This is a genomic window from Streptomyces sp. NPDC059452, from assembly GCF_042750035.1.
In the GTDB taxonomy this organism is placed as follows: domain Bacteria; phylum Actinomycetota; class Actinomycetes; order Streptomycetales; family Streptomycetaceae; genus Streptomyces.
Genome location: NZ_JBHYVE010000029.1, coordinates 1 through 13,625, shown reverse-complemented (window position 1 = coordinate 13,625; position 13,625 = coordinate 1). Strand labels below are relative to the sequence as shown.

The window sequence follows — 13,625 nt, the reverse complement described above, 5'->3', positions numbered from 1 at the left end:
CCATCAGGCTGAATCTCCTCCATACGCCCCCGGACCATCCTCTCCTGTAACTACGCTGCTACTCACCGCAGCGAATCTCCGTCCGGGCGGGGCGGGCGGAGGCGCGTGGGCGGAACTGACGGGGCCGACAACGAGGCCGACCGGAATGAACGGCGAGGACGGTGGGGCGGGCATGAGTTACGAGGACCGTGGGACGGGTCTGGACGCTGAGGGCCACGGGACGGCTGCGGTCAGCGGTGAGGGGCGTGAGGCTGCCAGGGCTGACGAGGGCCGTGGGGTGGCCGAGGACGGTGCGGCGGCTGGGGTCGACGCGGGCCGTGGGGCGGCTGGGGCCGGCGGCGGCCGGGCGACGGCCGGGCCCGTGGGTGAGAGTCCCGTAGATGAGGGCCCCGTAGGGGACTGGGACACCCCCGCCGACGCGCTTCACCACGCGGAGGAAGTGGTCCGCAGCCGCCGGGGCGACGCCGAGCGCGATCTCGGCGCCTCCCTCCCCGACCTGGCCGCCGCCCTGAGCAGCCTGTCCGCGCTCCGCGCCAAGGCCGGGGACCGGAAGGGGGCCGTCACGGCCGCCCAGGAGGCGGTGGAGCTCTACCGGAAACTCGACGAGGAGCGTCCGGGCGGCGGCTTCCTGCCCGAGCTGGCCGGGGCCCTGCACGAGCTGTCGAACCGGCTCTCCGCCACCGGGGACCACGACGGCGCCCTCCCCCCGGCGAAGGAGGCGGCGCGGACGTACGCCGAGCTCGGCGGGAAGCGGCCGGGGCACTTCCAGGCGGAGCTGGCCCTGGCCATGGGCGCCCTGGGGGACCGGATCGCCGACACCGGGGACCGGGCGACGGCCGCACCGTTCGCGAAGCAGTCCGTACGGCTCCAGCGGGAGCTGGTCGAGGAGGAGCAGCCGGGCGCCTCCGTCCCGGCGCTCGCCGCCTACCTGCTGAGCTACGCCACCCATCTGGTGGGCGCCGGGGAGCCGGTGGAGGCGGTGCCCCAGGCGGAGGAGGCGGTGGGTCTCCTCCGGGGCCTCGCCACGCAGGACCCGGAGGCGTTCCGACCCCGGCTAGCCGCCGCTCTCCACGCCCTCGGGAACCACCGCGCGGCCGTGAGCGACACCTCGGGGGCGATCGAGGCGACCCGGGAAGCGCTCGCCCTCCTCCGCGAGCTCGCCGTACCGGAACCGGCCGTCTTCCACCCGGACCTGGCCTCCGTACTCAACGACCTGGCAGGTCACCTCGACAAGGCCGAGGACCCGGCGGCGGCGCTCCGGGCGGCGGAGGAGGCCGTGGCCCTGCACCGCGAGCTCGCCGCCGAGGACCCCGAGTCCTTCCGCCCCGGCCTCGCCGCCGCCCTGGGCACCCTCGCCCGGGGCCTGGCCTCCACGGGCGGCCCGGAGGAGGCTCTGCCTCCGGCGCGGGAGGCCGTCGAGCTTCTGCGGGAGCAGGGGGACGCGTTCCTGCCCGACCTGGCCCACGCCCTCCAGACCCTGGGCGCGCACCTGGAGCCGAACGGCGATGCGGAGGGGGCGGTGGAGGCGTTCTGGGAGGCGGTGGCGCTCCACCGTTCCCTGGCGCTGGAGGGGCCCGGCGCCTCCGACGCCCCCCTCGTCTCGGCTCTCGACGACCTGACCCGGGCGCTCGCCCGTACCGGCGAGCACGCTGCGGCGATCGAGGAGTTCGACGAGACGGTGAAGGAGCTCGCGGAGGCCCGGCCGGGGACCGCCCGGCGCCTGCGCGTGGAGCGGAGCGCCTTCCTGCTGCGCTGCCCCGACCCCTGGCCCGCGACCGGGCTGAAGGAGCTGGTGACGTTCCTGGACGAGGACGCGGAGGAGGCGGGCGGCGCGGACACCGTGACCGTACGGGCCCGGCAGGCGCTGCGCGGGTACGGAGACCTCGCGGCGGTGCACACGGCCTGGGAGGACGAGACCTTCACGCCCGTACCGGACTGGCTCACCCTGCGCCCGGAGACGCTGGACCTCGTCAGCGCCTGGATGTTCACGCCCAACTGGCCCCGCTCACGCGACTTCTGGTCCGGCAACGCGGAAGTCCTCGGCGGCGAGGAGGCGGCGACGGCCCTGGACGAGCTGGCGATCCTGGACCCGCACGGCGCGCAGCGGCACGCGATGCTCCGGGACGCCGTCCTCGTCCACGGGGTGACCGCCGCCTACGATCAGCTGATCCTGTCCGAGCAGTTGGCGGAGTGGCTGGAGTGCGCGGACTGGACGGAGTCACGGGCCTACCTGGAGGAGCACCCGCGCCTCCTGACCGTACAGCCGCCCCCGGACACCCCCCTCGCCCACGTCGCCATGCTCGACATCGGCCGCACGGAGGGCCTGGACGCCGCGTACCGCCTGGTGGCGGACCGGAAGGCCCTCCAGGCTTACGTGGACCGGGCGTTGGAGGCCGGGGACGGTACGGCGCTGATGCACGGCGGAGGCATCGAGGGCCAGGTCTTCCGCGACCGCCTCTCCTCCCTCACCCACGCCCAGGTGGCCCTGGTCCTCTCGGGCGAGACCGAGGGCTTCGACCCGGACGACCTGGCCGCCCTCCGCCACAAGGCCGACGAGGAAACCCGCACCCGCCTCCTCAACGAGACACGCACCGTCATCACCCGCCACCCCGAACGCCACGAGGAGACGCTGCTCCGGATCATCCAGGCGCTGGGCGGGGAGGCCTGAGGCCCACCGCCCGTCAGTCGGCGCTCTCCAGCCGTCCGCCCCGGCTCGCCGCGATCCGCAGGGTGTCCCCCAGCGACTCGGCGAGCCGGGTGCCCGCGAAGCGCAGCTCCTGCTCCCCCACCACGGAGTCCGCCAGCAACTCCCGCGCCTCGGACAGCACTTCCTCGGCCGAGGCGATCATGGAGGCCTCCAGCTCGTCGGCCATCCGGGAGACGCGGCTGTTCGGGTTCGTCGTGCTGAGCCAGCACGGCGCCCCGAAGTCGTTGGTCCACGGGAGCAGTCGCATGGCCCGGCCCTTGGCGTCGAACATCATCTCGGTCGCTACCTCCGGAGAAGGCCCTCTGGTGCACCGCACGAGAGGACGGTTACGGTGTGTGCCGCAATCGTCGCCCTGGGGAACAGCTCCCCAACAGAGCGCCGCTGTCCCGGCCTTGGGAACGGGACACACGAAAGGCACGCACGTGACGTTCAAACCCCAGCCCCTCACCCCGTACGTCTCCGCCCGCCACTACTTCGGCTCCGAGCAACGCCGCCACCGTGAACGGGCGGGCCTGTCCCTCGTCCGGCTCGCCGGAATCGTCAACTCCAGCAAGAGCACGCTGGGCCGGATCGAGACGGCCGAGCTGATGCCGCCGCCGGACATCCCCGACCGGCTGGACATCGCCTTCGGGACCGGCGAGCACTTCCACGGGCTGTACGAACTGGCCCGGCACGAGATCCACCCGGACCAGTACCAGCGGTACATGGACTTCGAGTTCCAGGCCGAGGTAATAGAGCAGTACGGGGCGCAGGCGCTGCCGGGGTTGTTGCAGACGGAGGAGTACGCGCGCACCCTTATCCGCTGCGACGAAAGCCTCGGCCCGGAGAAGGTCGAGGAGCTCGTGGCAGCGCGGCTGTCCCGTCAGGAGCGACTGCGGTCGGAGAACCCGCCATTCCGCTGGGCAATCATCGACGAGAGCGTGCTGCTGCGGCAGATGGGCAGTCCGGACTGTATGCGTGAGCAACTGGCTTCGCTGCTGGAGCAGGTGGACACTCCGAACAGTAAGGTTCAGGTGATGCCGTTCAGCGCTGGGCTCCACCGGCTGCTGGGTGGCGCGCTGACTCTGCTGACTCTGCCGAACGACACACGCCTGGCGTACGAAGAGGGCTTCCTGACCGGTCATCTCTACGAGGATCCGGTCGCAGTGAAGAGGTGGCGGCGGCACTACGAGGTGCTGCGGGCCAACTCCCTCACGCTGGACGAGTCGGCGGAACGGATTCGTACCGCACTGAAGGGCTACCGACCATGACCTACTCCCCCGAGCTGAGCACCGCCCGCTGGCGCAGCAGCAGCTACAGCAACGCGAGCGGGGGCGAATGCGTCCAGGTCAGCGACGACTTCCCCGGACTCGTCCCCGTACGCGACAGCAAGAACCCCACCGGACCCGCACTCATCGTCCAGGCCCCCGCCTGGAGCGCGTTCGTCTCCTCGGTCAAGTAGCCGAAGGGGCCCGTCCCACGCACTCGTGTGGGACAGGCCCCTGTTTCGAATGACCGTGTCGGCTACACGCCTGAGGGCTGGGTCTCCTTCGTCTTCTCCTGGTCCGGCTCGGCCGGTTCGCCCGTCTTCGCCGCGCGCTTGGCGGCCTTCTTCTTCGCTCGGCGTTCCTTGCGGAGTTCGACGATCGCGTACAGCGTCGGTACCAGCAGCAGGGTCAGCAGCGTCGAGCTGATCAGGCCGCCGATCACCACGATGCCCAGCGGCTGCGAGATGAAGCCGCCGTCCCCGGTGACGCCGAGCGCCATCGGGAGCAGGGCGAAGATGGTGGCCAGGGCCGTCATCAGGATCGGGCGGAAGCGGTGGCGGCCGCCCTCGATGACGGCTTCGACGATGCCGAGGCCCCGGGCGCGGTACTGGTTGATCAGGTCGATCAGCACGATCGCGTTGGTGACCACGATGCCGATGAGCATCAGCAGGCCGATCATCGCGGGGACGCCCAGCGGGGTGCCCGTGATGAGCAGGAGGCCGATGGCGCCGGTCGCCGCGAACGGGACCGAGACCAGCAGGATCAGCGGCTGGACGAGCGACCGGAAGGTGGCCACCAGCAGCATGAAGACGATCGCGATGGCCGCCAGCATGGCGAGGCCGAGCTGCATGAAGGCTTCGTTCTGGTCCTCGGTGACGCCGCCGATGGTGGCGGTGGCGCCTTCGGGGAGGTCCAGTGCGTCGATCTTCGTGGCGAGGGTGGTGCTGACCGCGCCCGTGTTGTCGCCCAGCGGCTTGGCGGTGATCGTCGCCGCACGCTGGCCGTCGATGCGGGTCATGGAGACCGGGCCGGGGACGAGCTCCACCGTGGCGATGTCGCCGAGCTTGACCGGGCCGAGCGGGAGGGCCTTCAGCTCGGCCATGGTGGCGGTCGGGCGGGCGGACCTGATGACGACGTCGCGCTCGGTGTCGTCCAGCATCGCGGTGCCGGCCGGGGTGCCCCGTACGGCTCCGGCGACGATCCCGCCGAGGGTCGACGAGTCGAATCCGGCTGCCGCCGCCTTCTCGTTGGGGGTGACCGCGATGCGCGGGACGCTCTGGGCCAGGTCGCTCTGGACGTCGGTGACGTCCTTGATCGTGGCGACCTCGGTACGGACCGCCTCGGCCGCCTTCTTCAGGACGTCGGCGTCGGACGCCTTGACCACGACGCTCAGGGCCTGGGAGCCGAAGCCGTCGCCCGCGGCGATGGTGGTGTCCCCGATGGAGTCCAGCTTGCCGAGGGCCTCGGCGATGCGGTCCTGGGCGTCCTCGTAGTCCGCCGCGTCCTTCAGCGTGACCTGGTAGGAAGCCTGGTTGGCGCCCGTACCGCCGCCGAAGGCCGCCATGAAGCCGGAGGAGCCGACGGTGACCTGGTAGTCCTTGACGCCCTTGTCGTCGGTGAGGACCTGCTCGACCTTGCGGGCCGCCTCGTCGGCGGCCTGGAGGCTGGTGCCGGGGGCCAGCTCCTGCTTGACGGTGAGGACTTCCTGCTCGCCCGCGTCGAAGAAGTTGGTCTTGAGGAGGGGGAGCATGCCGAAGGTGGCCAGCAGCACCGCCCCGGCGATGACCAGGCTGGTGATCCGGCGGCGGGTCGCGAAGCGCAGGACGGGGACGTACAGGCGCTGGAGCTTGCTCGCCGCCTCCTTCTCCTCCGCGAGGCGGCGGGCCTCGGCCGCGTCCTCGGGGGTGCCCTTGGGGGCGCGCAGGAACCAGTACGAGAGGACCGGAACCACCGTGAGCGAGACCAGCAGCGAGGCCAGCAGCGCGGCGGTGACCGTCAGCGAGAACGAGCCGAAGAGCTGGCCGATCATGCCGCCGACCAGGCCGATGGGCAGGAACACGGCAACGGTGGTGAGGGTGGCGGAGGTGACCGCTCCGGCCACCTCCTTGACCGCGGTGATGATCGCCGCGTGGCGCTCCTCGCCGTAGCCGAGGTGGCGCTTGATGTTCTCCAGGACCACGATCGAGTCGTCGACGACCCGGCCGATCGCGATGGTCAGCGCGCCGAGCGTGAGCATGTTCAGCGACAGGTCGCGGGTCCAGAGCACGATCAGCGCGAGGACGATCGACAGCGGGATGGAGACCGCGGTGACCAGGGTCGAGCGGATCGAGGCGAGGAAGACCAGGATCACCAGGACCGCGAAGACCAGGCCGAGCGCGCCCTCGGTGGTGAGGCCGGAGATCGACTTGGAGACGGCCGGGCCCTGGTCGGAGACGACGGTCAGCTCGGCACCGGCTCCGAGGTCCTTACGGAGGTCGGGAAGCTTGTCCTTGACGGCGTCCGAGATGGCGACGGCGCTGCCGTCCTTGTCCATCGTGGCCATCACGGCGAGGCTCGGCCGGCCGTTCGTCCGGGTGATGGAGACCGCGGTGGACGGCTCCTGTTTCACCTCGGCGACGTCACCGATCCGGACGGGCCCGGCCGGATCAGCCGGATCATCCGAAGCGCCCGGCTGGGGCTGGGGGGTGACCTGGAAGTCCTCGATCTGCTTCAGGGAGGTGAAGCCGCCGCCGACCTGGATGGTCCGGCTCTTGCCCGCCTCGGAGAAGGAACCGGCCGGCAGCGTGGCGCCGCCCGCCTGGAGTGCCTGGGAGAGCGCGCCCGCGTTCAGTCCGGCCTCGGCCAGCTTCTTGTCGTCGGGGACGACGGAGACCTGGAGCTCCTGCACCCCGTCCACCATGACCTGGCCGACGCCGTCGATGTCCTGGAGGGCCGGGACGACCGTACGGTCCAGCTGGGCGGCGAGCGCCTGCTGGTCCTTGTCGGAGGTGACGGCGAGGACCACGGTCGGCATGTCGTCCGTCGAACCGGCGATGACCTGCGGGTCGACGGTCGGGGGCAGCGAGGCGCGGGCCCGGTTCACCGCCTGCTGGATGTCGGCGACGAGCTGCTTGGTGCCCTCGTCACCGAAGTCGAAGGTCGCCATGATGAGGGCGTTGCCCTCACTGGCGGTGGAGGTGACGCCCTCGACCCCGGCAACCGCCTTGAGCGAGTTCTCCAGCGGCTCGACGACCTGCTTCTCCACCACATCGGGAGACGCACCCGGATACGTGGCCAGCACCGAGACCATCGGAAGTTCGATGGTGGGCAGCAGTTGCTGCTTGAGCTGCGGGATCGCTATCGCGCCGAAGACGAGCGCGACGATCGACATCAGCCCGATCAGGGCCCGCTGCGCGAGGCTGAATCTGGACAGCCAGGACATGAGTGGGTCTCTCTTCTGTGGCGTACGAGACGGATGGGGGCGCTGCAACTGGGTGCTTCGGGACACAGCCCGCCCTCTCATACGATCTCCGACCCGGCCCGCCCGTACGTCGGCCCCCGGGCTGCCTTCTTATGCCGCGCATACCGCAGGTGGAGTACGCCGTTTCTCCACCCTCCGCGCCCTCCGGCTCCCCGTCACTCCACCCGGGGGCGTACCAGGCCCGACTCGTACGCGATGACGACCAGCTGGGCGCGGTCCCGGGCCGCCACCTTCGCCATCGCCCGGTTCACATGGGTCTTGACGGTCAGGGGGCTCACCTGGAGCCGCTCGGCGATCCGGTCGTTGGAGTGGCCGCCCGCGACCAGGACGAGCACCTCCCGCTCGCGCACGGTGAGCGCGGCCAGCCGTTCCGCGTACTCCGCGCTGTCCGGCCCCTCCCCCGAACTGCCGCCCTGGGCCAGGAAGGTGGCGATGAGCCCCTTGGTGGCCGCCGGGGAGAGCAGCGCCTCGCCCGCCGCCGCGATCCGGATCGCGTTGAGCAGCTCGTCGGGTTCGGCGCCCTTGCCGAGGAAGCCGGAGGCCCCGGCGCGCAGGGCCTGGACCACGTACTCGTCCACCTCGAAGGTGGTGAGCATGACCACCCGTACCGCCGACAGGGCCGGGTCGGCACTGATCATGCGGGTGGCGGCGAGCCCGTCCGTGCCCGGCATCCGGATGTCCATCAGCACCACGTCGGCGCCGGTCTCCCGGGCCAACTCCACCGCCTGGGCCCCGTCGGCCGCCTCGCCGACGACCTCCATGTCGGGTTCGGAGTCCACCAGCACCCGGAACGCGCTGCGCAGGAGCGCCTGGTCGTCGGCGAGCAGCACCTTGATGGGGGGCTGCGGTGTCTCTGCGGTCTGCGTCATCGGCGCTCCCCCGTCGTGGCCGCCGGGCCGGGCGGTTCCGGTTCACCCGTGCGGGCCTCGATGGGCAGGATCGCATGGACCCGGAACCCGCCCCCGTACCGAGGGCCCGCCGTGAGGGCGCCGCCCAGGGCGGTGACCCGCTCACGCATGCCGAGGAGGCCGTGGCCGCCGCCGTCGGGGGCGGCTCCGCTCTCGCGGCCCGCGCTCCCCCGGCCGTTGTCCAGCACCGTGATCTCGGCGGTGGTTCCGACCCGTACGACGCTCACCTCCGCCCTGGCCCCGGTGCCCGCGTGTTTGCGTACGTTGGTCAGGGCCTCCTGGATCACCCGGTAGGCGGCCAGGTCGACGGCGGCGGGGAGCCGGGGGCCCCGGTCGGCACCGGCCACCTCGACGGGGAGCCCGGCGTTGTGGAAGGTGGCCACCAGCTCGTCCAGGACCGCGAGGCCGGGGGCCGGTTCGGTGGGGGCCTCGGGGTCGCCGGACTGGCGGAGCAGGCCGACGGTGACCCGGAGCTCGTTGAGCGCGGAGCGGCTGGCCTCCCGTACGTGGGCGAGCGCCTCCTTGGCCTGGTCCGGGCGCTTGTCCATGACGTGGGCGGCGACCCCGGCCTGGACGTTGACCAGGGCGATGTGGTGGGCGACGACGTCGTGGAGGTCCCGGGCGATCCGCAGCCGCTCCTCGGCGACGCGGCGGCGGGCCTCCTCCTCGCGGGTGCGCTCGGCCCGCTCGGCGCGCTCCCGGATCGCGTCGACGAAGGCGCGCCTGCTGCGTACGGCGTCCCCGGCGGCCGACGCCATCCCGGTCCAGGCGAAGACGCCGAGGTTCTCCTGGCTGTACCAGGGCGTCGAGCCGAAGGCCATCGCGGCCACCGTCAGGATCCCCATGGTCAGCAGGCCGACCCGCCAGGTGGTGGGGCGGTCGGTGCGCGAGGCGACGGTGTAGAGCGCGATGACGGTGCTCATCACCACCGGGGCCGGCGGGTCGATGAAGACGTACTCGGTGGCCGTGAGGACTCCGGTCGCCGCCAGGACCGCCATGGGCCGGCGCCGGCGCAGCACGAGGGCCGAGGCGGCGAGCACCATCAGCAGCACGCTGAAGACCTCGGGGGTGCGGGTCCCGAACGTCGGCCCGTGGCCCTTGCCCGGGTCCGCGAACGAACCGCAGATCATCGCGATCAGGACGCAGAGCGCCAGGGTCGCGTCGAACGCGAGGGGGTGGTCCCGAAGCCAGCGGCGGGCACATGCGAACCCGGAGGGGAGGGTGGTCACGTCGAGCAACGGTACGGCGTGTCGCGTAGGGATCCGTCTCGGCGGTGTGCCGATACGACTCCGATACGCCTGCGGTATGACTGCGGGATGGCTGCGGTGCGAGCACACGGGCGCCCCTGTCCGGAGCGGCGGTATGCACCGCTTCTCCGGACAGGGGCGCCCGTGTGTCTGTGCGCTTGAGCCGCCTGTGCTGCCTGTGCCGCCTGTGCGCTTGTGCCGGTCGGGGCCAGCCCTGTGGGCCGTCGGGGACGAGTCCGTCGGCCGTCGGGGACGAGTCCGTCAGCTGGGGATGAGCCCGTCGTCGCTGAGCATGGCGCGCACCTCTTCGAGGGTCGCGTCGGGCGACGGCAGGATCAGCTCCGACGGCTCCAGGGAGTCGTCCGGCAGCGCGGTGCCGAGCTCGTGCACCTTGTCGAGCAGCGCGCGGAGCGTGGTGCGGAAGCCGGGGCCGTCGCCGCTGTCCATCTCCTTGAGCAGGAGATCGTCCAGCTCGTTCAGCTCGGCGAAGTGACTGTCGGCCAGCTCGACCTGGCCCTCCCCCATGATCCGTACGATCATGACGCCGCCCTCACTGCTTGTCGAACTTGTGCGGGGACTGCTGCGACTGCGGTGTGCTGTCCTGCACACCGCCCTCGATCGCCTGCTGCGAGGACGAAGAGCCGCCGGCCAGCTCGGCCTTCATGCGCTGCAGCTCCAGCTCCACATCCGTACCACCGGAGATCCGGTCCAGCTCGGCGGCGATGTCGTCCTTCGCCGTGCCGGTCGGGTCGTCCAGGGCGCCGGAGGCGAGCAGCTCGTCGATGGCGCCGGCCCGCGCCTGGAGCTGCTGCGTCTTGTCCTCGGCCCGCTGGATCGCCAGGCCGACGTCGCCCATCTCCTCGGAGATGCCGGAGAAGGCCTCGCCGATCCGGGTCTGCGCCTGGGCCGCCGTGTAGGTCGCCTTGATCGTCTCCTTCTTGGTGCGGAAGGCATCGACCTTGGCCTGCAGCCGCTGGGCCGCGAGAGTGAGCTTCTCCTCCTCACCCTGCAGCGTGGTGTGCTGCGTCTCCAGGTCGGTGACCTGCTGCTGGAGGGCGGCGCGCCGGGACAGCGCTTCGCGCGCAAGGTCCTCGCGGCCCAGTGCCAGCGCCTTGCGGCCCTGGTCCTCCAGCTTGGACGACTGGCCCTGCAGCTGGTTCAGCTGCAGCTCCAGCCGCTTGCGGGACGTCGCCACGTCGGCGACGCCGCGACGCACCTTCTGAAGCAGCTCCAGCTGCTTCTGGTACGAGTAATCCAGGGTCTCGCGCGGATCCTCGGCCCGGTCAAGGGCCTTGTTTGCCTTCGCGCGGAAGAGCATCCCCATACGCTTCATGACACCGCTCATGGGCTTCGCGCGCCCCCTTCTGACGGACTGAGCTCCAGCGCTCCCGATAGAACCCACAGTACGGGCCCTGTCTCTATTACCGCACTGTTCGGGACCCGATGTGCTCCTCCCCAAGGACGAGTGCACCCCGTGACCGCTCCCGCCCAAGGTGTAGGAGGCGGTCGGGGAAACCCGTGGCGGAGGCCCGGAAAGGTCCGGGGAGGCGGGGTCAAACGCCCGTTCTGCCCCTGTCGGGGTGCTTCTGAGGACGCGGTCCGTTGCCGGATCGTTCCCGGCCGGTCCACGAGCCCGCATCCCGACCCCGTACCCTTGGGTTTTGTGTTCCGTAGCCGTGCCAAGACAGAGAAGGCCCCCACCGACAAGGTGACGGCGGACCTCTCCAAGCAGCCCCGCGACCCGCAGGCTCCCAAGGGTCGCCCCACCCCCAAGCGCAGCGAGGCCCAGACGCAGCGCCGACGCGCCGCGTCCAGCGCGCCGACCGACCGCAAGGCGGCCATGAAGCGTCAGCGCGAAGCGCGCCGCGCCGACCTGGCCAGGCAGCGTGAGGCGCTCGCCTCGGGCGACGAGCGCTACCTCCCGGTCCGCGACAAGGGCCCGGTGCGGCGCTTCGTCCGCGACTTCGTGGACTCGCGCTTCTGCATCGCCGAGTACTTCCTGCCGCTCGCCGTGATCATCCTGATCCTCAGCGTGATCCAGGTGCAGAACATCCAGAGCATCTCGCTGCTGCTCTGGATGGGTGTGATCATCATGATCGTGATCGACTCGATCGGTCTGTCGATCCGCCTGAAGAAGCAGCTGCGGGAGCGTTTCCCGGACACCCCCAAGCGCGGGGCCGTCGCCTACGGCCTGATGCGCACGCTCCAGATGCGTCGTCTGCGGCTTCCGAAGCCGCAGGTCAAGCGCGGAGAGCGGCCCTGAGCACGGAAATCTCCGGCGCCACCGGGGTCTGTCCGGCGAGCCCCGGCGGCGTGCGTGACACGGTCCGGCAGGAGCTCGTCGCCCGGCAGCTGGACGAGCAGATAGCCGGGCGGTTCCCGGTCGGGCAGCGGCTGCGGGTCCTGGACGTCGGCATGGGCCGGGGCACCCAGGCACTGCGCCTCGCGCGGGCCGGTCACTCGGTGACCGGTCTGGAGTCGGACGCCGAGCAGCTCGGCGCGGCCCGCGAGGCCCTGGCGACCGAGCCCGAGGGCATCCGGGAGCGGGTCCGGCTGATCGAGGGCGACGGCCGGGAGACCGGCGTCCACTTCCTGCCGGGCAGCTTCGACGTGGTGCTCTGCCACGGCGTCCTGATGTACGTCGAGGAGCCCGACCCGATGCTGGCCGGGCTGGCCCGGATGCTGGCACCGGGCGGGCTGCTCTCGCTGCTCGTACGGAACGCGGACGCGCTCGCGATGCGCCCCGGCCTCACCGGGGACTTCGGCGCGGCCCTGGCGGCCTTCGACACGGCCACGTACACCGACCGCCGCGGCCTCACCGTGCGCGCCGACCGGCTCGACGCGCTGCGGGCCACCCTGGCCGGGATCGCCGCCCCGCTGCACGCCTGGTACGGCGTGCGGGTCTTCACGGACAACCTGGCCGACGAGCCCGAGCTGCCCGCCGCCGAGCTGGAGCGGGTGCTCACCCTGGAGGACCGGGCGGGGCGGACCGACCCGTACCGGGGCATCGCGGCGCTGCTGCATCTGTGCGGGGTGCGCGGCTAGGAGCTGTCCGGCCGATCATGTGACTGTCGCCTGATCTGCTCGTTGTTCCCGCTATGGGGCGGGGAGAACGTGGCGATCTGTCGGACGCCGAGTGGGAGCGACTTCGGCCGTTCCTGCCGGTGAGTAACGGCCGGTGTGGGCGGTGGCGTGATCATCGACAAGTGATCGACGGGATTCTTCACCGGGTTCGGACCGGGGTTCACTGGCGTGATCTGCCAGAGCGGTTCGGGCCGTGGAAGACGGTCTACGAGCGCCATCGGCTTTGGTCTGCCGACGGAACCTGGGAACGGCTACTGCAGCAGGTCCAGGCCGCGGCCGACGCGGCAGGGGAGATCGACTGGGACATCTCGGTGGACTCCACCATCGTGCGCGCACACCAGCACGCGGCCGGCGCCCGCATCGATCCCCCACCGGCTCTTGCCGACTCAAAGGGGGACGAGTCCCTGGAACACCAGGACGAAACTCCGTGGCAGAGCCTCGTCGGCCGGCTGGTGGAGGTGGTGCGGGAGGCGAGGGCCTGGGTCGTTCGCGTGGCGGCTTCACCAGCAAGATCCACCTGAGCGCGGACGGCCGCTGCCGCCCGCTGTCCCTGATCGTCACGCCGGGGCAGCGAGCCGACTGCACCCAGTTCATACCGGTGCTGGAGAAGATCTGGGTCCTCCGGTCCGGACTTGGCAGGCCCCGCAAGAAGCCCGACAGCATCGCAGCCGACAAGGCATACAGCAACGGCCCTTGCCGCCAGTATCTGCGGCGACGCGCCATCCACCACACGATCCCGGAGAAGGCCGACAGTCGGGCCGCCCGCCTGCGCAAAGGATCGCGAGGTGGTCGGCCACCGGGCTTCGATGAGGAGCGGTACAAGAAGCGCAACACCGTCGAGAGGGCCATCAACAGGCTGAAGAACTCCCGTGCCGTCGGTGAGGTCGACTCGGGGCGCCCTGCTGATGTTTCCACCAGTGGGTCTCCCCGAGCCGCCTCCCGAACCCGGCGTGCCCGTCTCCGGGCACCGGG

The 13,625-nt window shown here is 71.4% G+C and carries 11 protein-coding genes and 1 pseudogene; 6 read left to right on the top strand and 6 right to left on the bottom strand.

The genetic code is table 11. From position 1 onward, the window contains the following. The first annotated feature begins 172 nt into the window (after positions 1-172). A complete protein-coding gene (locus ACFW9Z_RS29840) occupies positions 173-2,668 on the top strand; it encodes a tetratricopeptide repeat protein (protein ID WP_384645694.1) in 2,496 nt (831 codons plus the stop codon). A 13-nt stretch (positions 2,669-2,681) separates the two neighbouring features. Here the strand turns inward: ACFW9Z_RS29840 and ACFW9Z_RS29835 are convergent, their stop codons facing one another. Next, positions 2,682-2,981: a hypothetical protein gene (locus ACFW9Z_RS29835; protein WP_384645693.1), complete on the bottom strand. Its 300-nt coding sequence runs from the start codon at positions 2,979-2,981 to the stop codon at positions 2,682-2,684. A gap of 148 nt (positions 2,982-3,129) precedes the next feature. Here ACFW9Z_RS29835 and ACFW9Z_RS29830 point away from each other — a divergent pair, with 148 nt between their 5' ends. Both ACFW9Z_RS29830 and ACFW9Z_RS29825 read left to right on the top strand, forming a co-directional pair. Then, entirely contained in the window at positions 3,130-3,957 is an 828-nt protein-coding gene (locus tag ACFW9Z_RS29830; protein ID WP_384645691.1) for a helix-turn-helix domain-containing protein, read from the top strand. Then, positions 3,954-4,148, top strand: coding sequence for a DUF397 domain-containing protein (locus ACFW9Z_RS29825; RefSeq protein WP_384645690.1), 195 nt, complete (start codon positions 3,954-3,956; stop codon positions 4,146-4,148). Before ACFW9Z_RS29830 ends, ACFW9Z_RS29825 begins: the two co-directional genes overlap by 4 nt. Positions 4,149-4,210: 62 nt before the next feature. On the opposite strand, the gene ACFW9Z_RS29820 is transcribed toward ACFW9Z_RS29825, so the two are convergent. The 5 genes from ACFW9Z_RS29820 to ACFW9Z_RS29800 all read right to left on the bottom strand — a co-directional run bounded on the left by ACFW9Z_RS29820 (position 4,211) and on the right by ACFW9Z_RS29800 (position 10,902). Then, on the bottom strand, positions 4,211-7,375 hold the full coding sequence (locus ACFW9Z_RS29820; RefSeq protein WP_384645689.1) for an efflux RND transporter permease subunit: 3,165 nt from the start codon (positions 7,373-7,375) through the stop codon (positions 4,211-4,213). Between the two features lie 194 nt (positions 7,376-7,569). Continuing rightward, positions 7,570-8,283 (bottom strand): response regulator, encoded by a 714-nt coding sequence (locus ACFW9Z_RS29815; protein WP_384645687.1) that lies wholly within the window; start codon positions 8,281-8,283, stop codon positions 7,570-7,572. Then, positions 8,280-9,551, bottom strand: a complete 1,272-nt coding sequence (locus tag ACFW9Z_RS29810) for a sensor histidine kinase (RefSeq protein ID WP_384645686.1) — start codon at positions 9,549-9,551, stop codon at positions 8,280-8,282. Before ACFW9Z_RS29810 ends, ACFW9Z_RS29815 begins: the two co-directional genes overlap by 4 nt. 279 nt (positions 9,552-9,830) lie before the next feature. Next, complete coding sequence (locus ACFW9Z_RS29805) at positions 9,831-10,109, bottom strand: hypothetical protein (protein WP_384645685.1); 279 nt, start codon at positions 10,107-10,109, stop codon at positions 9,831-9,833. 10 nt (positions 10,110-10,119) lie between these two features. Further along, positions 10,120-10,902, bottom strand: coding sequence for a PspA/IM30 family protein (locus tag ACFW9Z_RS29800; RefSeq protein ID WP_384645684.1), 783 nt, complete (start codon positions 10,900-10,902; stop codon positions 10,120-10,122). Positions 10,903-11,232: 330 nt separating this feature from the next. Here ACFW9Z_RS29800 and ACFW9Z_RS29795 point away from each other — a divergent pair, with 330 nt between their 5' ends. From ACFW9Z_RS29795 to ACFW9Z_RS29785, 3 genes and pseudogenes are all read left to right on the top strand, one after another. Beyond that, complete coding sequence (locus tag ACFW9Z_RS29795) at positions 11,233-11,832, top strand: DUF3043 domain-containing protein (RefSeq protein ID WP_384645682.1); 600 nt, start codon at positions 11,233-11,235, stop codon at positions 11,830-11,832. A gap of 89 nt (positions 11,833-11,921) precedes the next feature. Further along, positions 11,922-12,614 (top strand): class I SAM-dependent methyltransferase, encoded by a 693-nt coding sequence (locus tag ACFW9Z_RS29790; protein WP_384645780.1) that lies wholly within the window; start codon positions 11,922-11,924, stop codon positions 12,612-12,614. 53 nt (positions 12,615-12,667) lie between these two features. Next, positions 12,668-13,530: pseudogene (locus ACFW9Z_RS29785) on the top strand (IS5 family transposase); the annotation flags it as partial. Positions 13,531-13,625: the final 95 nt, after the last annotated feature.

Excerpts from the sequence above, each read along its gene's own strand:
- ACFW9Z_RS29840 (WP_384645694.1), top strand. The coding sequence starts at position 173 with ATGAGTTACGAGGACCGTGGGACGGGTCTGGACGCTGAGGGCCACGGG.
- ACFW9Z_RS29835 (WP_384645693.1), bottom strand. The coding sequence starts at position 2,981 with ATGATGTTCGACGCCAAGGGCCGGGCCATGCGACTGCTCCCGTGGACC.
- ACFW9Z_RS29825 (WP_384645690.1), top strand. The coding sequence starts at position 3,954 with ATGACCTACTCCCCCGAGCTGAGCACCGCCCGCTGGCGCAGCAGCAGC.
- ACFW9Z_RS29820 (WP_384645689.1), bottom strand. The coding sequence starts at position 7,375 with ATGTCCTGGCTGTCCAGATTCAGCCTCGCGCAGCGGGCCCTGATCGGG.
- ACFW9Z_RS29815 (WP_384645687.1), bottom strand. The coding sequence starts at position 8,283 with ATGACGCAGACCGCAGAGACACCGCAGCCCCCCATCAAGGTGCTGCTC.
- ACFW9Z_RS29805 (WP_384645685.1), bottom strand. The coding sequence starts at position 10,109 with ATGATCGTACGGATCATGGGGGAGGGCCAGGTCGAGCTGGCCGACAGT.
- ACFW9Z_RS29800 (WP_384645684.1), bottom strand. The coding sequence starts at position 10,902 with ATGAAGCGTATGGGGATGCTCTTCCGCGCGAAGGCAAACAAGGCCCTT.